Origin of the sequence: Streptosporangium sandarakinum (genome assembly GCF_050942225.1) — a bacterium.
Taxonomy (GTDB): domain Bacteria; phylum Actinomycetota; class Actinomycetes; order Streptosporangiales; family Streptosporangiaceae; genus Streptosporangium; species Streptosporangium nondiastaticum.
On the sequence record NZ_CP192034.1, the window covers coordinates 4,704,279 to 4,724,961 of the forward strand.

Here is a 20,683-nt window from a genome sequence, read left to right on the forward strand (position 1 = left end):
CGCTTTGACACCTCGTACGGCTAACCGCTATCTATTGGCTAACCGTTAGGGGATGGAATGCAGGACGCGGTGCTGGCGATGCTCGCCAAAGAACCATCACACGGGTACCACCTGCGCGCCCGGCTGCGGCACAGCCTCGGACCTCTGGGCGAGTCGATGAACCCCGGCCAGATCTACGTGACCCTGGCCCGGCTGGAAAAAGCCGGGCTCGTGGTCTGCGAACGGGCCGACGGCCTGCCCGAGAAGCCCGAACGCAAGGTCTACGCGCTGACGCCCGCCGGACAGCAACGGGTCGCCGCCTGGCTGACCGAGATCGGCTGGCCGAAACCGGACCTGGCGGAGTTCCACCTCAAGCTCGCCACCGCCGCCGCGGCCCGGCTCGCCGACCCGGTCGAACTCATCGCGGCCCAGCGCCGCGAACTGCTGCGCCGCCTGCGCGAGGCGCAGCAGGCTGCGCTGGCCGAGCCGGCGGGATCGGGCGCCGCCCTGCTGCTGGAAGGGGTCATGCTGCGGCTGCAGGCGGACCTGCGCTGGCTGGACGCCTGCGAACGCGCCTGGTCCAAGGTCGATCACGAAGTCGAGGGTGCATGAACGTGTCAGGTGCCGCAGTCCGGGCCCGCGGCCTGGTGAAGACGCACGGCCAGGGGCAGAGCCGGGTCCGCGCGGTGGACGAGATCGACCTGGAAGTGCCCCAGGGACAGACACTGGCGGTCATGGGCCCCAGCGGCTGCGGGAAATCCACCCTGCTGCACCTGCTCGGCGGCCTGGAACGGCCCACCGGCGGAGAGGTGTGGATGGCCGGACGGCGCATCGACGCCCTGAGCGAGCGAGCCCTGGCGCGCATGCGGCGCCGATCGGTCGGATTCGTCTTCCAGGCATTCCACCTCATGGACGAACTGTCGGCCGCCGAGAACGTGGAACTGCCCGCCCTGCTGGCCGGCCGCTCGCGCCGCCAGGCCAGACGGCGCGCGAACCTCCTGCTGGAACGGGTCGGGCTCGCCGACCGCGCCCGGCACCTGCCGTCACAACTGTCCGGCGGGCAACGCCAGCGGATCGCCGTCGCCCGCGCCCTGGTCAACGACCCCCTGGTCGTCCTGGCCGACGAACCCACCGGCAACCTCGACACCGCGGCGAGCCTCGACATGCTGAGAATCTTCGATGACCTGCGCGCCTCGGGGCAGACCCTCATCATCGTCACGCACGACGAACGGGTCGCGGCCACCGCCGACCGGCTGGTCTCGATGCGCGACGGGATGTTCGTCGACGACACCCGGCTGGCCGGCACCGGCACCGGACGGCTCGGCGGCCTGATCGGGCTGGAGGGCTGAACATCATGGGCTCCACCGTGCTCATCGTGCGCCTGGCACTGGCCGACGTGCGCCGGCACAAGGTCCAGGCCGCGACGCTCCTGCTCGCCGTGATCGTGGCCACCGCCACGATGACCCTGGGCCTGTCCCTGCGCGGTGTGAGCGACGCGCTGTACGAGCAGACCCGCGCGGCCACCGCCGGACCGGACGTGGTGGCGCTCTCCGGCGAGACGGGCCCCACCATGACGTCGGCCCTGACCTCGCTGACGAACGACCCCGAAGTGGTCGCCCACCACGGCCCCTACCGCATCGTCTACGCCGGCCTCACCACGCGCGACTCCATCTCCTCCCCGGTGGTGGTGCAGGGCTTCGCCGAGACACCCGGCACACTCAACCGGCCCCTGGTGACCTCGGGCCACTGGGTACGCCCCGGCGGCACGGTCCTCGAACGCGGCTTCGCCACCGCCCTGGGCGCCGGCGTCGGCGACCACGTCACCATCGCCGGCCGGTCCTACCCCGTCGTCGGAATCGCCGTCACCGCCGCCACCTCCATCTACCCCTGGGCGGCACAGATCGGCCCGTACGGCGGACCCAGCGACTACACCGGCCTGGCCTGGATGACCCGATCGGACGCCCGCGCACTGGCGGCGTCCCGGGACCTCCCGGTGACCACGGCCCTGGACCTCAAGCTGCGCGACCCCGGCGGGGCCGAGGCATTCCTGGCCGCCCACCGAGGCTTCACCCTCAGGGTGAACCTCCACACCTGGCGGTTCACGGCCGAGCAGGACATGGTCATCCTCAAAGACACCCAGCCGATCCTGGTCGTCGGCAGCTGGCTGCTCGGCTTCCTGGCCATCACCGGAGTGGCCGCGCTGGCCGCCGGACGCGCCATCGAGCGGACACGCCGGGCCGGACTACTCAAGGCCGTCGGCGCCACCCCGGGTCTGATCGCCACCGTCCTGCTCACCGAGTATCTGGCGCTGGCGCTGATCGGCGACGCGCTGGGACTGGTGATCGCCCGCCTGACCCTGCCCGCCGTCGCCAGCCCCACTGCCAGCCGGATCGGCACCGCCGAGCTGACCGGCTCCACCGTCGCCGCGGCGACCGTCCTCGCCATGGCGGTGGCGGTGCTGTCCACACTGCGTCCCACACTGCGGGCCATGCGCACGGCGACCGTCACGGCGCTGACCGCCACCGCGCACCAGCCCCGTCACCGCCCCCGGCTCACCGCGCTGTCCGCACTACTGCCCACACCGCTACTGCTCGGGCTGCGGCTGACCGCCCGCCGGCCGGGCCGCGCCGTACTGCAGGCATGCTCCACCGCCACCACGGTGATCGCGATCGTCGCCCTGCTGACCCTCCACGTCCAGCCGGAGAGAGGCTACGGACTGGACGGCTCCTCCGTCCTGCCCAACCTGCGGGGCGAGCACGACCGCCGGCTGCTGCTCGCCGTCACCGTCCTGCTGATCGCACTCGCCGTCGTGAACACCCTCACGTTCACCTGGACCACCGCCATGGAGGCCCGGGCGAGCATGGCCGTCGCCCGCACACTCGGCGCCACCCCGGGACAGATCTCCGCGGGACTGTCCGCCGCCCAGCTCCTGCCCACGCTGCCCGGCGCCGCCATCGGCGTCCCCCTGGGCGCCGGCCTGCTCTCGCTCTTCGCCGCCCACAACGCCGTGGAACCCCCCTCCTCCTGGCTGCTCGCCGCCGCGCTCGCGACCGTCCTGACGACGGCCGCGCTCACCGCCCTGCCCGCACGGCTGGCGGCCCGCGTGCCCGTGGCACAGACCCTCAGCGCCGAAACGGCCTGACCGGCCCGGTACTGCGGACACCGGCGATCCCGGGGAGGGCGGGTGGCCGGGCTCACCCGGCGGCTTGCCAACCGAACATTCATCATGTTCAAATGAACTCGTGGAGAGTTCAGATCGCCTGCGCGCCATCATGTCCGAACTGCGCGCCAAGGACAGCGTCTCAGTGGCCGAACTGGCCGTCGCCCACGCGGTCTCAGAAATGACCATCCGCCGCGACCTCGACGAACTCGCCCAGCAAGGAGTCGTCAGACGCGTCCGCGGCGGCGCCATCAGCCTCCTGCTACGCGGCGAGGAACCCCCCTTCGGCGTACGCGAACGCGAGGCGACCGACATCAAACGCCGCATCGCCGCCGAAGTCGCCACCCTGCTCGCCGACGGCGAGGCCGTCCTGCTCGACGGCGGCACCACCACCCTGGAAGTCGCCCGCGCGATCCGCGACCGCCGCCTGACCGTCCTGCCCCTATCCCTGCAATCCGCCGACGAACTCGCCACCGCACCCCGCATCCGCCTCGTCCTCCCCGGCGGCGAGGTACGGCCCGGCGAACTCAACTTCTCCGGCCCCCTCACCGAGACCTCCATCCGATCCCTGCGCTTCGACACCGCGATCATCGGCTGCTGCGGCCTGTCCGCCGAACACGGCCTGACCGCCCACGACCTGTCCGACGTCGCCGTCAAACGAGCCGCCATCGACTCCACCCGACGCGTCATCGTCGCCACCGACTCCGGCAAGTTCACCCGCACCGCCTTCGGCGCCGTCTGCCCCCTCGACCGCCTCGACATCGTCATCACCGACACCGCCATCCCCCCGGGCGAACACGACGCCCTCACCGCCGCCGGCGTCACCGTCCGCACCGTCTGACCGGAGCGCCCATGCACGTCACCACCCCCGACCGGACGGCCCTCACCCGCGCCCGCATCGCGGTCTACCTGCTCTTCACGCTGGCGGGCATCGCCATCGGCACCTGGACGGCGCGCATCCCCTCCATCAAGGAGGGACTCGACCTCAGCGACGGCCGCCTCAGCCTCGGACTCCTCGGCATCGCGGCCGGGGCCATCACCGGCATGCAGGTGGTGGGCCGCCTCATCGACCGCCACGGCAGCGCCACCGTCATGATCCCCATGGCCTTCGCCCAGGGCATCGTCCTCATCCTGCCCGCCCACGCCCCCGGCCTCACCGCGCTCGCCGCGACGCTGTTCGCCTTCGGCCTGGTCCACGGCACCCTCGACGTGGCAATGAACGCCAACGCCGTCGAGGTCGAACGAGCCGCGAACCGCCCCCTCATGTCGTCCTTCCACGCGGCGTTCAGCATCGGCGGCTTCCTCGGCGCCACCACCGGCGGCCTGCTCGCCCAGACCGGGCTCACCCCCGCCGCCACCTTCACCACCACCGCCGCAGTCCTCACCCTCATGGCACTGTGGGCCGCCCGCTGGGCCCTCCCCCGCTCCGCCGCACCTCCCGGACACCCCGCCGAACCCGCACCCACCGGGCTCCCCGGAACCGCCGGTCCCGCCGCACGGACCACCCCGGAAACCACCACCGCCACCACCACGACCACCGCGGAAGCCACCCCGGCGGCCGCCGCGGGAGCCGCCCCGGGAAGCAACGGGAGCAACACCCCCGCGAAAGGCGCCGCCCACGGCGTGCTCGCCCTGGGCGTACTCGCCATCTGCTGCATGATCGGAGAAGGCGCCGCCGCCGACTGGAGCTCCGTCTACCTCCGCGACAGCCTCGACAGCTCGGCGGGATTCGCCGCGGCCGCCTACGCCGCCTTCTCCATCATGATGACCGCCGGCCGCCTCGCCGGAGACCGGCTGGCCGCCCGGTTCGGCGCGGTGACGCTGGTACGCGGCTGCGGCACGCTCGCCGCGGCCGGACTCGGCGCCGGCCTGCTGGCCGGCAACCAGATCATCGCGGTCCTCGGGTTCGCCTGCTTCGGCGCGGGCCTGTCGTGCATCATCCCCCAGCTGTTCTCCGCCGCCGGCCGCCGCGACCCCGCCCGCGCCGGCCAGGCCCTCGCCCGGGTGGCCAGCCTGGGATACGCGGGCTTCCTGGCCGGCCCCATCCTGATCGGCGGGCTCGCCGAAGTCGTCGGCCTTCCTCTCGCGCTGGCCGTTCCCGCCTTGCTTGCTGGTTTTGTTGCCTTGGGTGCTGTTTTTCTTCGGACAATGACCTTTACAAAGTAGATTATTTATCTCGTGGTCGCCGCCACCGGCGGCGCCGCCGGCCGTCCACTCTGACTCCACAGCCCGCTCGCCCAGCCGCAGGTCGAGGCGCAGGTCGGGGCCGAGGTGTCCGGCGCGGCGGCCCGTCCGGCGACCGAGGGCGAGCGGCTCCGCCCCTGGGAGACGATGACCGGGACATGGCCCCGCCACATCGGCTGCCGGCGAGAGACGTCACGGCGGATCCCGATCGTGGCCATCGAGCGGGCGGCGACCTGACGGATGGACTCAGCGGGCGCCGGCGCGTACGGCGGTCGCGGCCAGGGTGGTGTAGTTCATCGTGAAGCGTCCGCCCAGGGAATCGATGGCCTCCCCGACCGCGCCCAGTATCCCGGCCAGCTGATCGGGACGGAGCCGGGTGAGGCCGCCGGTGGTGGGCAGCAGGTCCAGCCACTGGTCGCGCGTGTAGGACCGCTCCCAGTCGAACCGCCACTGTTCCGGATCGTGGAACTGCCCGGTCTCGCGGATCTGGTCGGCGAACTTCGCGTACGCCGCCTGGTAGAGGCCGAGCGGACGCCGGGCCGGTTGGCCGTTGAGCGGGGAGTCGGGCGCCGCCCGCCGGTAGGCGGCGGCGAACGGTTCGGCCACCTCGGCAGGCGGCTCGTACACGTGCCCGAAGATCGCCAGCCGTCCCCCTGGGCGCAGCACACGTGCCGCCTTCGCGGCACCGGCGACCGGATCCACCCAGTGCCACGACTGGGCGGCGATGACCGCGTCGAACGTCCGGCCGGTCGGCCGCCAGGCTTCGAAGGTCGCCACCTCGACCCGCAGGCCACGGGCTCGCGCGAAGTCGGCCATCCGCGCATCGGGCTCGACGCCGAGCACGGCGCAGCCGGCGGCCTGGAACTGGCGGGCGGCGATGCCGGTGCCGCAGCCGACGTCGAGCACGTCAGGCCCGGGGCTCCCGGCGACGATCCGCGCCACCAACGCATCGGGGTAGCCGGGACGGGCCTGGTCGTAGCGTTGTGCGTCCACGCCGAACGACTCGGCCATCTGCCGGGACGTTCGCGGCTCGGTCAGGGGTGGTTCCGGTTGCTCTCGCGGTAGTATGGGCATGCGCCCACCTTAGTGGGCACATGCCCACTGGGCAACGGATGCCGACGGGCTGACACACGAGAGGATCTGCGAGTGCCGACCGGAGTGCACCTTCGCGACGCGCGGCGGCAGCTGTTCGAGGCCGCCGAACGCGTGCTTCTGCGAGACGGGCCGAACGGGCTGACCAGCCGGGCCGTCACCGACGAGGCGGGCTGCGCCAAAGGCGTCCTGCACCGGCACTTCCCCGATTTCGACGCCTTCCTCACCGGCCTCGTGCTCGACCGGGCCGCGCAGCTCGAGACACAGGCGAGTGCGCTGCGCGAGTCCGCCGGCACCGGCACGGTGGCCGGCAACCTCACCAGCGCGCTGACCACCCTGTTCGGACCGGTTCCGGTGGCGATCATCCCGCTCATCACCTTCCGGGATGAGCTGCGCGCCCGGCTGCGGCAAGCCATGCCCGGAGGCGGCATCGCGATCCTCTCCCAGGCCACGGCCGCGATCTCCGCCTATCTGACGGAGGAGCGTGAACTGGGCCGTATCGCGGCCGACGCCGACATCGACTCGCTCACCCTCTCCCTGGTCGGTGGCGGGCACCTGCTGTTCGCGGACCGCGACCCCGGGCCGCCGGCCACGGCGGCCGTCGACAGGTTCGTGACAGCGGTCATCGCCGACGCCGGCCGCTGAGGATCGGAGATCAGAGGGCGGAAGGCGAGCCGCCGTACATCGATCGGTGTAGCCGGATACTCCGATGGCGCAGGCTCAGGTGACGTGCGAAGGACTCACTCTGCGCTGGCGGCGCGAACCCGCGTGGGCGTCGAAGGCGCGGGGGCTGACCGTCCTGGCTTGGGCGTCGTCGGTAGCATTCCTGCTCTTCGTGGTGGCGATGGTGGATTCGATGGCCTTCACGCACACGGCTCCGCTGGGCCTGGCCGAGCGGGTCCTGCTCGGTCTGTACCTGCTCTGGCTTGTCCTGGCCGCCACCGGCCCGGCGAGGAACCGATCCCTGGCCGCGGGCTCCGAAAGCCCCGTGACGGTGGGCGACAGGGCGTGAGTGCAGGCGCGATCAGGTCGCGCGAGACCCGGCTGGTGGATCTGGCGCTGGCCCTGCTGGCGGGCGTGGGCGTCGGACTGGGGCCGGCCATGATGGGCGCGCCGCTGCTGTGGCACGGCGCGCCCGCCCTGGGGGTTCTTCTGGGGGGACTGCTGCTGGCTCGCCGGTACCGTCCCCGGCTCGTGCTCGTCCTGTCCGCCGTCGTGCTCATCGGCTACCAAAGCTCCGGTCTGTTCGAGGGCGGCTGGGTCTGGCCGCTGTCGGCCGCCCTGTTCACCGCCTCGCTCACCCGGCCCGGCTGGGCCGCGGGCGTCGGCGTCCTCACCTTGGCGTACGGCATGGGCTGGCAGGGGCTGGGCGTCGGCGAAGTGCTCGCTCGCGGTGGCGTCGAGCTGCTCTGGCTGGCCGTGATGCTGGCCGGGGCGAGTGCCACGCGCCAGTACAACCGGTGGAGGGCCGAGCACCAGGCCCGTCTCCTGCAGCTGGAACAGACGCGGCTGGCCGAGCAGCGCCTGCACATCTCCCGAGAGGTTCACGACGTGGTCGCCCACACCTTGGCCGTCGTCGGCGTTCACCTGAATGTCGCCGTCGAAGCCCTGGACGACTCGCCCGAGGAGGCGCGGGCCGCTCTGCGCACCGCGATCGCCGTGCGGAACCAGGCCACAAGAGACCTCAAAGCATTCGTGGGCGAGCTTCGCGACACCCCGCAGCAGGGGTTGGAGTCCGTCGCCGTCCTGGTCGCGCAGGCTCGGGCCGCCGGGCTGGAGGTGCGCTATGAGCCGGAGGGCGACCTCGCCGCCATCCCGGCGGCCCAGGCGCTCACCGCCTACCGAGTCGTCCAGGAGGCCGTCATCAACACGTTGCGCCACTCCAACGCCGACTGCCTCACGATCCGGCTCCGGGTCGCGACCCGGGACCTGGAGGTGAGGGTCGTCGATAACGGGAGCGCGGCGGCGGACTTCACCGCGGGGCACGGCCTGACCGGAATGCGGGAGAGGGTCACCGCCCTCGGGGGAACATTGCGCATCGATGCCGGCCGCGGCTTTGCGGTCCAGGCCGTCCTGCCCCTGACGGCTCACCTGAGCGGCTTGGCGCCATGACCGTCAACGTGCTGCTCGTCGATGATCAGGCGCTCCTGCGGGCGGGCTTCCGCGCCCTTCTGGCCCGCGCCAAGACCCTCGCCGTCGTCGGTGAGGCCGCCTCGGGTGAGGAAGCGGTGAGCCAGGCCGTCCGGCTGCGGCCGGATGTCGTGCTGATGGACATCAGGATGCCGGGGATGAACGGCATCGACGCCACCCGCCGCATCCTGAGGGAGCTGCCGGCGACCAAGGTGATCATCCTGACGACGTTCGACACCGATGAGAACGTGTTCGACGCCCTGCGGGCAGGGGCGAGCGGCTTCCTCACCAAGGAGGTCGACCTGGCCGAACTGCGCCGGGCGGTCGAGGTCGTGGCGGCGGGCGAAGCCCTGCTGTCGCCGAGCGTCACGCGCCGCGTCGTCGAGCGCTTCGCTCACCGCCCGCGGCCCGCCGCGACGCTGCACGCGCTTACCACGCGCGAGAGCGAGGTGGTCAGGCTGGTGGCAACAGGCCTGTCCAACGACGAGATCGCCGCCGCGCTGGTGATCAGCCCGCTGACCGTGAAGACCCACATCACCAGGGCCATCACCAAGCTGGGAGTTCGTGACCGCGTGCAGTTGGTCATCCTCGCCTACGAGCACGGTCTCGTCAGCCCCTCGCCCACCGACATCTGAACAAGCGGCCACCGGTGAAAGCGAGATCCTTGAGGACGGGGTTCCCGCAAGTGACCAACATGCCTGACAACCCCGGATAACCCGTCAGGCGTGTTCCTCGGGGCCCCCTGCCTTACATGTCCGACGCCTCCTCGGCACCCCGGATGACACCGGGATCAGCCGCGATGCACCACGCATGCCGGCACATGATGTGTACACTCGTACATATGATGCCCGAGGCGGATGGCCGTTCGATGCGCGACCCGATGCTCGAACCGGACCCGGCATGAGCGACACCGCCCCGCCGCGGCCACCCGCCGCGCGGCGGCCCCGCCGGCACGACCCGGGCCGGCGGGACAGGCTGATCGACGCGGCGCTGACCGTGATCGCCGAACGCGGCGTGGCCGCCACGACGCACCGGGAGATCGCCCGCGTCGCCGACGTGCCGCTGGGCTCGATGACCTACCACTTCACCTCGCTGGAGGAGGTGCTCGCCGAGGCGTTCACCCGGCACGCCGAGTCGGTGGCCCGTGTCTTCGACGAACGGCTCAGTGCCGCGCCCGACCGAGAGGCGGCGATCGAGGCCGTCATCGCACTGGTGGCCGACGACCTGCTCGGCTCGCGGCACGACCTCGTCCTCTCCGTGGAGTTGTACGTCGCCGCGGCGCGCAACCCGACCCTGCGCGCCGTCACCCAGTCCTGGATGACGCGCAGCCGCCAGGCCTTGGAGCGCCACTTCGACGCCACCACCGCCCGCGAGCTGGACGCGCTCATCGAAGGCCTCGTGCTGCACAGCGCCCTGTCCACCGACCCGATGACGCCCGAGCAGATCCGCCACGCCGTCCACCGCTTCCTGCGCTGACCCCCTCCCCGCTCCCCCGCACGCACCTGTTACGCCGTGATCGGAAAGCCGATGTCCTCTGCCGTCCCTTCCACCGCGCCCACCCGCCGGGCGTTCCTGGCCCGCGCCGCCGTCGCGGCGCTGTTCCTCACCAACGGTGCCGTCTTCTTCAACATCGTCCCGCGCTACCCGCAGATCAAGGCCGACCTCGGCGTCAGCAACGCCGTCTTCGGCACCGCGGTGGCCGGCTACTCGATCGGCGCGCTGCTGGCCGGGCTGCTCGCCGGCGCCGCGATCCGCCGCTTCGGCTCCGCCCGCGTGGCCGCCTTCGGCATCGTCATCACCGCCCTCGCGACCCTGGCCATCCCGTTCGTGCCGAACTGGGTCGCCTTCGGCGGCGCGCTGTTCGTCGTGGGCGCACTCGACGCGATCGTGGACGTCGCGCAGAACGCCCACGGCCTGCGCGTGCAACGGCTCTACCGGCGCTCCATCCTCAACTCGCTGCACGGCGTATGGAGCATCGGCGCCGTCCTGGGCGGCCTGATGGGCTCGGCCGCCGCCGGCCTCCGCCTGCCCCTGACGATCCATCTCGGCATCTCCGCGACCCTGTTCAGCCTTGTGGCCGTCGTCGCCCACCGCTTCCTGCTGCCGGGACCGGAAGACGCCGAGCGCTCCGCCGAAGCCCACGATCCGGCCGCGGCCGACGACCACGCAGCCGCCCCGCCCGCCCGGCGCGCGGGCCGGCGCTCGTTCACCGGCCCGGCGGTACGGATGCTCGCCGCGCTCGGCGTACTGGCCGCGTGCGGCGCGCTGGTCGAGGACGCCGGCGCGTCCTGGGGCGCCCTCTTCCTCACCGGTCTGCACGCCGACGCCGCCACCGCCGGCCTGGCCGTCGTGGTCTTCCAGACCGCCATGACCATCGGCCGCCTGTCCGGCGACCGCGTGGTGGACCGCTTCGGGCAACGCGCGGTGGCCCGCGCGGGAGGCGTCCTGGCCGCCGCCGGCATGGGCGCAGCGCTGGCCGTGCCGTCCATCCCGGCCGCGCTGGCCGGCTTCACCCTCGCCGGGCTCGGCTTCGCCACCCTCGTCCCGGCCGCCATGCACACTGCCGACGAACTGCCCGGCCTGCCGCCGGGCACCGGCCTGACCATCGTCAGCTGGCTGCTGCGCGGCGGCTTCCTGCTGTCCCCGCTGCTCGTCGGAGCCGTCGCCGACCTCCTCAGCCTGCGCGCCGGCCTGCTGTCGGTCGTCCTGGCCGGCCTCGTCACCATCGTCCTCGCCCGCGTCCTGACCGACCGTACCCACGCCTCGGCCTGAACACCCGGCCGGCCACAGAGACGCCGTCCACGGGAACCCGAGGCGGCGGAGGCGGCGTTCCCCGCTCTCCGGAACGCGGCGCGGCGGGCCGCCGCGAGGCGCGAGCTCTCCGGAATACGGCGCGGCGGGCCGTCGCGAGGGCGCGAAGGTGAGGGCGAGGCGGACGGCGAGGAGGACGACGGTCAGGCGGCGCGGCGCAGGGGCGGGCGACCGGCCCAGGTGACCCATCGCCAGAGCCACTCGACCGGCCCCTGACGGTACCGCCGCAGCCACAGCACCGACCACAGCCACTGCACGGCGAGGATGACGCCGGCGACCGTCACCACTGTCGCCTCCGACCAGCGGTCCGGCACTCCCCCGAGGACGCGGGCGGCGACCAGGACGAGGACCGTGGCGGTCAGGTAGTTCGTCAGCGCCATCCGGCCCAGCGGCGCGAAGACCGCCCGCAGCGCCGGCCGGAGCGGCGTCCGCATCAACACCAGCAGAACGCAGACGTACACTCCGGCGACCAGCAGCCCGGCAGTGGAGAACGCCAGGCTGAAGCCGGGGTCGTACGGATCCAGCCCGCTCTGCCACCACAGCGCGGGCACCGCCCCCGCCGCCAGGACCAGGCCCAGCACCGCCGGCCCCCGCGCGGACCGCTCGACCCGGTCGATCACCCCGTACCGGGTCAGCGCCGAGCCCAGCAGGAACAGCCCCGGAACCAGCGCGTGCCAGCCCCCGGTGGCCAGCAGCGACACCGCGAGGAGTACGGCCGCCAGGCACGCCACGGCCCACCGCGGCAGCCAGGTCGAGGGCAGCAGCACCAGCAGACCGACGACGGCGTAGGCGGTCAGGATGTCCCCCCGCCACAGCAGCAGGAAGTGCACCAGGCCGATCGCCAGCAACGCCAGGAGCCGGCGCGCCAGGACCAGCCGCGGCCGGGCGGCGCGGACCGCCGCCGACTCCAGCAGCAGCGAGAACCCCACACCGAACAGCAGGGAGAAGATGGGGAAGAAACGCTGGTCGACGAACAGCCCCGGCCACGCGGCCGTGTCCCCCGCCGGGACGGGCGCGGCGGGTGTGAGGGCGTCCCCGACGTGGGCTATCGGTTTGACGTTGGCCAGCAGGATCCCGCACAGCGCGAACCCGCGCACGACGTCGAGCGCGGCGATCCGCGCCCGGCCGGACCCGGCCGGGCGGTCACCGGGGTCCGGCGTTCGCGACGACACCCGCCCGGGACGCGAGCCTCCGGGACGCGGATTTCCAGGACCGGGCGGGTGTCCAAGGCCGGGCGGGTTTCCGGGAGCGGGCGGGTTTTCAGGGCTGGGGGGAAGATCTTCGTACGGCATGGGCCCATCGTGCGGATCCGGCCCGCCGCCGGCATGGGCCGAAAGCATGATCCGCACCACGGGCGGCCGTACTTTCGGCCGGTTCCCCGCCTACCCCGGGGAGATCCCGCCGCCCGGAGGTCGCGGCCGCCGCGCGACGAGGACGCCACCGGGGAGCGACGGGCCGCGCCGAGCGGGAAGCCGGCCTTCCCCCGCCCCACGGGCCGGTTTGCCCACGGGGAAGGTCTGTGCGACCCTCTTACGTCATCTCTCCGAAAGGGCTGATCGTGACACTCGGCATGGTTCTCGGCGACTTCCCCGCTCGCGCTTCGACGCGGGAGCGGTAGCCCCACCTGCCCTGACACCCGCCCGTGCGCCGCACGGGCCGTTTCTCCCGCTCCTCGTCGAAGTGCTCTTCGTGCCCCTGCACGTTCGACCACGAGGAGTACGTGGTGTCCACGATCCGCTGGACCGAGACGAACACCCCCCGTTCCGCCCACTGGCATTCCGAGAGCGCGACCCCGCCTCCCCGCCGGGTCATCGACGCCGACGACCGGATGAAAGCCGACACCGCCTACCGCCTGGCCTGTGAAGGCACCGGTCTGCTGTGGCGGGGTGACTTCCACGGCGCACGACGGCTGCTGCAGGCGATGAGCCGCCGCATCGACCGGAAACCTCCCCGGCGAGGTGACAGCCCGGCAGAGTCCTTCCACCTGCACCGCCGTGCCCGCGGCCACCGTGCCCGCGTGCTGGGCCGGCTCCTCGTCCTGCTGGAGGACGACTACCGCCTGAACCTGCGCAGAGCCCCCGATGTGCGCCGAGCCTGCATCGAAGCGTACGGTCCGCGGTCCGAGCCGGTGGCCGTCTCGCTCACCGAACTGCTGGGCGTGATCGGAGCGCATCAGTGGCGCACGAAGGGCGTGGAGGTACCGGCCCTCCGTGCCCGCATCCACCCGCACTACGGCGTGTTCTCCCCCGTCAGGGGCGAGTACGTCGACCTCGTCGCGCATGCGCCACTCCCCCCGCCGGCGGGCCCTCGCGCGGGCCGCCGCACCGCGTTCGACCTCGGCACGGGAACGGGAGTGCTCGCGGCCGTCCTGGCCCGCCGGGGAGTCGACCACGTCGTGGCCACGGACATCAGCCCGCGCGCTCTGGCCTGCGCGGAAGAGAACGTCCGCCGGCTACGCCTCACCGGCCGCGTCGACGTCGTGGGGCCCGGCCTTTTCCCCGACGGGCGCGCGGACCTCATCGTCTGCAACCCGCCCTGGATTCCGGCCCGGCCCACCTCCGCCGTGGAGCAAGGCGTCTACGACCCGGATGGCAGCATGCTCCGCGGCTTCCTGACCGCGCTCACCGCGCACCTCGAACCGGGAGGTGAGGGATGGCTCATCCTGTCGGACCTGGCCGAGCACCTCGGGCTCAGGACGCGCGGGGAACTACTGGCCGGCATCGAGGAGGCGGGCCTGCACGTGGTGGACAGGATCGACACCAGGCCGCGGCACCCACGGGCGAGGGACGCCGCCGATCCCCTCCACGCCGCCCGGGCCGCGGAGGTCACCTCGCTCTGGCGTCTCGCCGCCGGACGACGTCCGGCATCGGCTGTCACCGGGAGCGAGCCGGCCCCGGCACCGCCTCCGGATGAGGACGGAGGCGCTTCCGCGTGTTCCACGGCTTCTCGTGCCGGGACCTCGTCATCGGCGTGACCGCACTCGCCCCGGCCTCGCCTGCCCAGGCGAGGCCGGGGTTTCTGTCGTATTCACGAATTTCAACCAGCCAGTCGGCTTCACAATGTAGATCAGGAGAGGAACTGCTCGTAGCCGAGTTTCGCCACCATCGCGCACACCACGCACAGCAGCACGATCCGCACGAACCCCGAACCGCGGCGCAGCGCCATCCGCGCCCCGACCTGGGCCCCGACGATGTTGCAGACGGCCATCCCCAGCCCCAGCGACCACAGCACGTGTCCCTGGGAGGCGAAGACGATCAGAGCCCCGACGTTGGTGCAGGAGTTGATGATCTTCGAGTGCGCCGAGCCGTGCACGAAGTCCATACCGAGGATCGTGGTGAAGGCGATGATCAGGAAGGTGCCGGTGCCGGGCCCGAGGATGCCGTCGTAGAAGGCGATCGCCGCGCCGGTGACCGCGGTCGCGGCCAGCACCCTGGCCCGGGTGCGCAGGTGCGGGTGGGAATGGGCGCCGAACGCCGGGCGGAGGGTGACGAACAGCGCCACGCACAGCAGGGCGGCCATCACCAGCGGGGTGAGCGCGTCCTTGGAGATCGACGCCGCCGACGCCGCACCGAGACCGGCGAACACGACCGCGGCCAGCCCGGCGGGCACCGCCACCCGGCGGTCGATCTTCGTGGTGCGGGCGTAGGCGACCGCCGCCGATGAGGTGCCGAAGACGGCGGCGAGCTTGTTCGTGGCCAGCGCCTGGACCGGCGAGACCCCGGCGACGAGCAGCGCGGGCAACTGCAGCAGCCCTCCCCCGCCGACCACGGCGTCGATCCACCCCGCCCCGGCCGCGGCCGCCAGCAACAGGAGGATCTCCACCGTGCCCATCCTGAAATCCCCCGAACCATCCGTTATCCACCGTCAGCTCGGCAGAGCGTACCGAACACCGTCCCCCGCGTCCTCCGCGCGGGGGACGCGCTCCCCTGCCGGCTGGAGGGCGGGCGGTCACCGTACGGGACGGCCGCCTGTAACCGGGCGTGCGCAACCGGCCCCGGACCCCGGCACGGCCGCCGCCGCGCGACACGTCATGATCGGGGCGATGCCGTTTGGGACGGGCGGGCGGAGGAACTCCTTTCCCAGCGGCACACGATGACGGCTTGCGAGACGGGCGGGACGATGGCGGAACGGCTGGTGGTGATCGGCGGCGACGCCGCGGGGATGAGCGCGGCCTCCCAGGCGCGGAACCGGCGCGGCCCGGACGACCTGCGGATCGTGGCGCTGGAGAAGGGCTTCCACGCCTCCTACTCCGCCTGCGGGATCCCCTACCTGGTGGGCGGCGAGGTGGGCGGCGTCGAGGACCTCGTCGTCCGGCGCCCCGAGGTCTTCCGTGACGAGCAGGCCATCGACCTGCGCCTGCGCAGCGAGGTCACCGAGATCGACCTGGACCGCCGGGCGGTGGCCGTACGCGACCACGAGGAGGGCCGCGACTACTGGGAGCCGTTCGACCAGCTCGTCGTCGCCACCGGCGCCCTGCCCAGCCGTCCCGGCCTGCCCGGCGCCGACGCCGCCGGCGTGTACGGCGTGCAGACGCTGGACGACGGCGCCGCGCTGCTGCGGGCCGTCGAGGCCGACGGGGCGGAGCGCCCGCGCGCCGCCACGGTGGTCGGCGGCGGCTACATCGGCCTGGAGATGGCCGAGGCCCTGGTCCGCCGGGGCCTTTCGGTGACGCTCGTCGAGGCCGGTGAGCAGCCGATGGGCACGCTCGACCCCGACATGGGCGCCCTGATCGCCGACGCCCTGCGCCGGCTGGGGGTCGAGGTGCTCCTCGGAGAGGGGGTGACGGGCTTCTCCGCCTCAGGCGGCCGGGTGGACGCGGTGTGCGTCGGAAACCGGAGCGTACGGACCGACCTGGTCGTGCTGGGCCTCGGGGCCCGCCCGAACACCGCGCTGGCCGAGGCCGCGGGCATCCCGGTGGGCGAGACCTCCGGGATCCGGACCGACCGGCGGATGCGCACCCCCGTCGAGGGCGTGTGGGCGGCCGGCGACTGCGTCGAGACCTTCCACCTGGTCTCCCACCGGCCGGTGGCGATCGCGCTGGGCACCCACGCCAACAAGCAGGGCCGCGCGGTCGGCATCAACATCGGGGGCGGGTACGCGAGCTTCCCCGGGGTGGTGGGGACCGCGGTGTCCAAGATCTGCGAGTACGAGGTGGCCCGCACCGGCCTGAACGAGGCCGAGGCCGCCGCGGCGGGGTTCGAGTTCATCACCGAGACCGTGGCCTCCACCACGCGCGCCCACTACTACCCCGGCGCGCGGGAGATGCGGACGAAGATGATCGCCGACCGCCGGACCGGACGGCTGCTGGGCGCTCAGATCGTCGGGCAGGAGGGCGCGGCCAAGCGGATCGACACCCTGGCGCTGGCCGTATGGCACGGGATGACCGTGGAGGAGATGACCGGCCTGGACCTGGCCTACGCTCCCCCGTTCGCCCCGGTGTGGGACCCCGTGCTGATCGCCGCGCGTAAGACGGCCGAGCGCCTCGAACGCCTCCACACCGGCGGCTGAACGAGCCGGCCCGCCGAAGGCCGGGGGGCCGGGGGGCCGGGCGGATCGGCGGCGTGTCCGGCGCGGAGCGGATCCCGCCGTTCAGGCGCGCAGGAACTCGAGCAGGTCGGCGTTGAACTGCTCCTTCTGGCCCGGCACCATCGCGATGCCGTGCGAGCCGCCCTGATACACCCTGTAGACGTTGTCCGGAATGATCCTGGATGCCTTCTCCCCGGCCGCCGCGATCGGCACGACCTGATCGTCGTCACCGTGGACGATCAGCGTGGGGATGTCGAACTTCCTGAGATCCTCGGTGAAGTCGGTGGCCGAGAAGGCGTCCACGCAGGCCACCCCGGCTTCGATGTTCTCGGCCATGGCCATCAACCAGAAGGCGTCCTTGTTGCCCTGCGTCACCTTGCCGCCCGGCCGGTTGGCCCCGAAGAAGACCTCGGCGGTGTCCTTCCAGAACTGCGAGCGCTCGGCGAGGATGCCGTCCTTCAGGCCGTCGAACACCTCCTGCGGCGTTCCCTCGGGATTGCCGTCGGTCCTGAGCATGAGCGGTGGGATCGCGGACAGGAGCACGGCCCCGCGAAGGCGGGACGTGCCGTGCCGGCCGATGTAGCGAGCCAGTTCCCCACCGCCCATGGAGTGCCCCACGAGGGTGACGTCGCGCAGGTCCAGGCTTTCGATGAGGTCTCTGAGGTCGTCGGCGAAGGTGTCGAAGTCGTAGCCGCCCGCCGGGTGGCCGGAGCGGCCGTGGCCGCGCCGGTCGTGCGCGATCGCCCGGAACCCGTTGTCCTTGACCAGCTTCAGCTGGTCCTGCCAGGCGTCGGCGTTCAGCGGCCAGCCGTGGATGAAGACGACGGGCGGGCCACTGCCCCAGTCGTAGAAGAAGATCCGCGTGTCGTCGCGGGTGGTCGCGTAAGGCATCGTGAAGCGCTCCGAAGGGACCGGCGGTCGTACCGAGGAAAGGGTGGATGACGGCCGGCTCCGCGCATCCGGCCGGTCGGCGGTCGGCCCGCCGGCCGGATGCGCGTCTCCGGGGCCACTCACCTCGGTCGATACCGCGGTCATGATGCGCCTAAGGCCATGGTCCGGTCTGCCGTTCTTTGCCCACGCTGTGTTCATGGCGACGCTGTGTTCATGGCGACGCTGCGCGTCGCGGCTCGGGGATTGTGTTCATGGCGACGCTGCGCGTCGCGGCTCGGGGGCTCTTGCCCGGTGTCTTCCCTCGTCGTTCACTCGCTGCGCTCACTCACTCCTCAGTCCAGACACCGGCGCCCCCTCGCGGGTCCAGACACCGGCGCCCCCTCGCGGGTCCGGTCAGCGGCGCCCCCTTGCGGCGTTCACCGCGGGGGTGCCTCACGCACGGAGCCGCCGGGCTGGCCGGGGGTGGGTACGGCCGGCGCCGGGGGGAAATCCCCTGGCTCAGGTGTCGGCTCTGCCGTAAGCGGGCAAGGGCGGAGAATCCAGCCTTAATTCGGACAAGGAGTAATAATGCTCACAATGACCGACACTGCCGCGCAGGTGATCCGGAATCTCAGCTCGCAGGTGGGAGGCTCGGCGGACACCGGGGTCCGCATCTCCTCGCAGAGCGACGACACGGACTCGCTGCTGCTGTCGATCGTCGAAGGGCCGCAGTCCGAGGACAAGGTAGTCGAGACGGACGGAGCGCACATCTTCCTGGATCCCAAGGCGGCGGACCTGCTCGACGACAAATCCCTCGACGCCGACGTCGACGAGGGTGGAGGGGTGACCTTCACGATCACCGAACAGATTCCCCGGCAGGCGTGACGGCCTTTCGGGAAGCGGGCCCCGGCCTCGGAATGAGGCCGGGGCCCGCGTTGTACCGGGCGCCCTGACGGGCGCTTCGGGGGGCGTTCCCACCGCGTCCCGGCGGCGCCCCGCCGCGCCGCCGGCGCCCTACTGGCGGGCGCTGGCCAGCGCGAGCGGGTCGGACGGGGCCTCGGCCTTGGCCTTCTCCATCCGCTCACCGAGCTCCTGGAGCCTGTTACGCCCCAGAGCCTCGCGGACCTGGGGGAACCAGTCCTCTTCCTCCTCCTTGATGTGGTGGCGCACATTCTCGATGAGGACGGTCACCTTGGCGTCGAACCGCTCGTCCTTGGGGTCCATCCCCTTCAGCTCCGACAGCAGCCAGGCCACGACGTGGTGCTCCTCCACGCTCTCCAGGACGTGGTCGGAGGTGTCGGGCGCCTCGGCACGCGCCTCCGGGTAGAAGATCGCCTCCTCGATGTAGGCGTGCTCGCACAGCTCCTTGGAGATCTTCTCGACGATCTCCTGCTTCTTCTTGTAGGCGGTCTCGCCCGCCTGCTCGAACTCCTTGAACAGCTTCTCGACCGTCTTGTGGTCGTCCTTCAGCAGCACGATGGCGTCCATGGCCTCATCTCCTTCGGATACCGGGTCGCGGGGACCCGCCTGTTCGGGGGGACGTCTTCTCTCGGGGATCGTCAGGGGGTCAGGAGGACCTTGATGGCCCCGTCCTGCTTCTTCTGGAAGATCTCGTAGCCGTGCGGTGCCTCCGCCAGCGGCAGCCGGTGCGTCGCCAGGTCCATGACGCCCAGCGGGTCGGAGTCGTCGGTCACCAGCGGCATCAGGTCGTCGATCCAGCGCTTGACGTGCGCCTGGCCCATGCGCAGGGTGATGCCCTTGTCGAACATCTTCAGCATCGGCATCGGGTCGGCCGCGCCGCCGTAGACGCCGGAGATCGAGATCGTGCCGCAGCGCCGTACCGTGTCGATGGCCTGGTACAGGGCGGCCAGCCGGTCCACACCGGCGTTGGTCATCAGGGGGGCTGCGACCGCGTCGGGCAGAAGCCCGGTGACGGTCTGCGCCATCTTGGCGACCGGGGAGCCGTGTGCCTCCATGCCGACCGCGTCGATGACGGAGTCGGTGCCCCGTCCGCCGGTCAGCTCGCGGACCGCCTCCGCCACGTTCGGGGTCGCGGAGGAGTCCAGGATCTCCACGCCGTGCCGGCGGGCCATCTCCAGCCGCTCGGGCACGCCGTCGACGCCGATCACCCGGTATCCCAGGTGCTTGGCGATCCGGGCGGACATCTGCCCGATCGGGCCCAGGCCGAAGACCGTGACGCTGCCACCATCAGGGATGCAGGCGTAGTCCACCGCCTGCCAGGAGGTGGGCAGGACGTCGGAGAGGTAGACGAACCGCTCGTCCGACGGCCCGTCGGGCACCTTGATCGGCCCGAAATGGGCCTGCGGGACCCGGAGGTACTCGGCCTGTCCCCCGGGGACCTGGCCGTACAGCTTGGTGTAACCGAGCAGCGCGGCCCCGGTGCCGTACTCGCGCACCTGCGTGGTCTCGCACTGGGCGTACAGCTTCATCTCGCACATCCGGCAGCGGCCGCAGGAGATGTTGAACGGGATGACGACCCGGTCACCGGGCTTGATGTGCGTGACCTCCGCGCCGACCTCCTCCACGACGCCCATCGGCTCGTGCCCGAGGACGTCCCCCTGCCCAAGGAACGGTCCCAGCACCTCGTACAGGTGGAGGTCTGAGCCGCAGATCGCGGTCGTGGTGACTTTGATGATCGCGTCGGTGGGCTCCTTGATGATCGGGTCCGGGAGGTCCTCGACACGTACGTCTCGCTTACCGTGCCAGGTAAGTGCCTTCATCGCTCTCCTCCTATCAGGACGCCGGACGGCGTGTCTCGTCCACGCCTGAGCTGCGACGACGTCCCCCTTACCCACTGAACCGCCCTCAAACGAGAACCCCCGAGGGAGGACACCGGATCTGAGCCCTCGAGTCGTGACGCGCAGCGTCGCGATGAGCCCTCCCAGAACCGGCGCATTTCCCAACCATCCC

The 20,683-nt window shown here is 72.0% G+C and carries 20 protein-coding genes and 1 pseudogene; 15 read left to right on the forward strand and 6 right to left on the reverse strand.

The window, feature by feature from the left end; translation table 11 throughout:
* Window positions 1-57: 57 nt before the first annotated feature.
* From ACQP10_RS22185 to ACQP10_RS22210, 6 genes and pseudogenes are all read left to right on the forward strand, one after another.
* Window positions 58-591, forward strand: coding sequence for a PadR family transcriptional regulator (locus ACQP10_RS22185; RefSeq protein WP_346022282.1), 534 nt, complete (start codon window positions 58-60; stop codon window positions 589-591).
* Complete coding sequence (locus ACQP10_RS22190; RefSeq protein ID WP_346022283.1) at window positions 588-1,328, forward strand: ABC transporter ATP-binding protein; 741 nt, start codon at window positions 588-590, stop codon at window positions 1,326-1,328. The genes ACQP10_RS22185 and ACQP10_RS22190 overlap by 4 nt, the downstream gene beginning before the upstream one ends.
* A 5-nt stretch (window positions 1,329-1,333) precedes the next feature.
* Window positions 1,334-3,121: an ABC transporter permease gene (locus ACQP10_RS22195; protein ID WP_433539637.1), complete on the forward strand. Its 1,788-nt coding sequence runs from the start codon at window positions 1,334-1,336 to the stop codon at window positions 3,119-3,121.
* A 100-nt stretch (window positions 3,122-3,221) separates the two neighbouring features.
* On the forward strand, window positions 3,222-3,980 hold the full coding sequence (locus ACQP10_RS22200) for a DeoR/GlpR family DNA-binding transcription regulator (RefSeq protein ID WP_229811600.1): 759 nt from the start codon (window positions 3,222-3,224) through the stop codon (window positions 3,978-3,980).
* Window positions 3,981-3,991: 11 nt separating this feature from the next.
* Entirely contained in the window at window positions 3,992-5,305 is a 1,314-nt protein-coding gene (locus ACQP10_RS22205; protein ID WP_433539638.1) for an MFS transporter, read from the forward strand.
* Window positions 5,306-5,386: 81 nt separating this feature from the next.
* Window positions 5,387-5,560: pseudogene (locus tag ACQP10_RS22210) on the forward strand (nitroreductase/quinone reductase family protein); the annotation flags it as partial.
* Window positions 5,561-5,569: 9 nt separating this feature from the next.
* On the opposite strand, the gene ACQP10_RS22215 reads toward ACQP10_RS22210, so the two are convergent.
* Window positions 5,570-6,334, reverse strand: coding sequence for a class I SAM-dependent methyltransferase (locus ACQP10_RS22215; protein ID WP_433539639.1), 765 nt, complete (start codon window positions 6,332-6,334; stop codon window positions 5,570-5,572).
* Window positions 6,335-6,469: 135 nt separating this feature from the next.
* On the opposite strand from ACQP10_RS22215, the gene ACQP10_RS22220 reads away from it, so the two are divergent.
* The 6 genes from ACQP10_RS22220 to ACQP10_RS22245 all read left to right on the forward strand — a co-directional run bounded on the left by ACQP10_RS22220 (window position 6,470) and on the right by ACQP10_RS22245 (window position 11,317).
* Window positions 6,470-7,060 carry a TetR/AcrR family transcriptional regulator gene (locus ACQP10_RS22220; protein WP_433539640.1) on the forward strand — a complete coding sequence of 197 codons (591 nt, stop codon included), beginning with the start codon at window positions 6,470-6,472 and terminating at the stop codon, window positions 7,058-7,060.
* Window positions 7,061-7,139: 79 nt separating this feature from the next.
* Window positions 7,140-7,427, forward strand: coding sequence for a hypothetical protein (locus ACQP10_RS22225; protein WP_433539641.1), 288 nt, complete (start codon window positions 7,140-7,142; stop codon window positions 7,425-7,427).
* Entirely contained in the window at window positions 7,424-8,527 is a 1,104-nt protein-coding gene (locus ACQP10_RS22230) for a sensor histidine kinase (protein ID WP_433539642.1), read from the forward strand. Before ACQP10_RS22225 ends, ACQP10_RS22230 begins: the two co-directional genes overlap by 4 nt.
* The gene (locus ACQP10_RS22235) at window positions 8,524-9,180 is read left to right on the forward strand and encodes a response regulator (protein ID WP_389998863.1); all 657 of its coding nucleotides are present in this window, start codon (window positions 8,524-8,526) and stop codon (window positions 9,178-9,180) included. The genes ACQP10_RS22230 and ACQP10_RS22235 overlap by 4 nt, the downstream gene beginning before the upstream one ends.
* Before the next feature lie 265 nt (window positions 9,181-9,445).
* Window positions 9,446-10,021 (forward strand): TetR/AcrR family transcriptional regulator, encoded by a 576-nt coding sequence (locus ACQP10_RS22240; RefSeq protein WP_346022291.1) that lies wholly within the window; start codon window positions 9,446-9,448, stop codon window positions 10,019-10,021.
* A gap of 51 nt (window positions 10,022-10,072) precedes the next feature.
* Complete coding sequence (locus ACQP10_RS22245) at window positions 10,073-11,317, forward strand: MFS transporter (RefSeq protein WP_389998868.1); 1,245 nt, start codon at window positions 10,073-10,075, stop codon at window positions 11,315-11,317.
* A gap of 182 nt (window positions 11,318-11,499) precedes the next feature.
* Here ACQP10_RS22245 and ACQP10_RS22250 read toward each other — a convergent pair whose 3' ends face one another.
* Window positions 11,500-12,528 (reverse strand): DUF418 domain-containing protein, encoded by a 1,029-nt coding sequence (locus tag ACQP10_RS22250; protein ID WP_346022293.1) that lies wholly within the window; start codon window positions 12,526-12,528, stop codon window positions 11,500-11,502.
* 551 nt (window positions 12,529-13,079) lie between these two features.
* On the opposite strand from ACQP10_RS22250, the gene ACQP10_RS22255 reads away from it, so the two are divergent.
* Complete coding sequence (locus tag ACQP10_RS22255) at window positions 13,080-14,330, forward strand: methyltransferase (RefSeq protein WP_433539643.1); 1,251 nt, start codon at window positions 13,080-13,082, stop codon at window positions 14,328-14,330.
* A 92-nt stretch (window positions 14,331-14,422) separates the two neighbouring features.
* Here the strand turns inward: ACQP10_RS22255 and ACQP10_RS22260 are convergent, their stop codons facing one another.
* On the reverse strand, window positions 14,423-15,187 hold the full coding sequence (locus ACQP10_RS22260) for a TSUP family transporter (RefSeq protein ID WP_346022295.1): 765 nt from the start codon (window positions 15,185-15,187) through the stop codon (window positions 14,423-14,425).
* Window positions 15,188-15,448: 261 nt separating this feature from the next.
* Between ACQP10_RS22260 and ACQP10_RS22265 the strand changes: the two genes are divergently transcribed.
* The gene (locus ACQP10_RS22265) at window positions 15,449-16,864 is read left to right on the forward strand and encodes an FAD-dependent oxidoreductase (RefSeq protein WP_346022296.1); all 1,416 of its coding nucleotides are present in this window, start codon (window positions 15,449-15,451) and stop codon (window positions 16,862-16,864) included.
* 81 nt (window positions 16,865-16,945) lie between these two features.
* Here ACQP10_RS22265 and ACQP10_RS22270 read toward each other — a convergent pair whose 3' ends face one another.
* Window positions 16,946-17,773, reverse strand: coding sequence for an alpha/beta fold hydrolase (locus ACQP10_RS22270; RefSeq protein ID WP_399500858.1), 828 nt, complete (start codon window positions 17,771-17,773; stop codon window positions 16,946-16,948).
* Window positions 17,774-18,349: 576 nt separating this feature from the next.
* On the opposite strand from ACQP10_RS22270, the gene ACQP10_RS22275 reads away from it, so the two are divergent.
* Entirely contained in the window at window positions 18,350-18,637 is a 288-nt protein-coding gene (locus tag ACQP10_RS22275; protein ID WP_246424779.1) for a Fe-S cluster assembly protein HesB, read from the forward strand.
* A 129-nt stretch (window positions 18,638-18,766) separates the two neighbouring features.
* Here the strand turns inward: ACQP10_RS22275 and ACQP10_RS22280 are convergent, their stop codons facing one another.
* Both ACQP10_RS22280 and ACQP10_RS22285 read right to left on the reverse strand, forming a co-directional pair.
* A complete protein-coding gene (locus tag ACQP10_RS22280) occupies window positions 18,767-19,240 on the reverse strand; it encodes a hemerythrin domain-containing protein (RefSeq protein ID WP_346022298.1) in 474 nt (157 codons plus the stop codon).
* Between the two features lie 71 nt (window positions 19,241-19,311).
* Window positions 19,312-20,493, reverse strand: a complete 1,182-nt coding sequence (locus ACQP10_RS22285) for a zinc-dependent alcohol dehydrogenase (RefSeq protein ID WP_433539644.1) — start codon at window positions 20,491-20,493, stop codon at window positions 19,312-19,314.
* Window positions 20,494-20,683 lie beyond the last annotated feature (190 nt).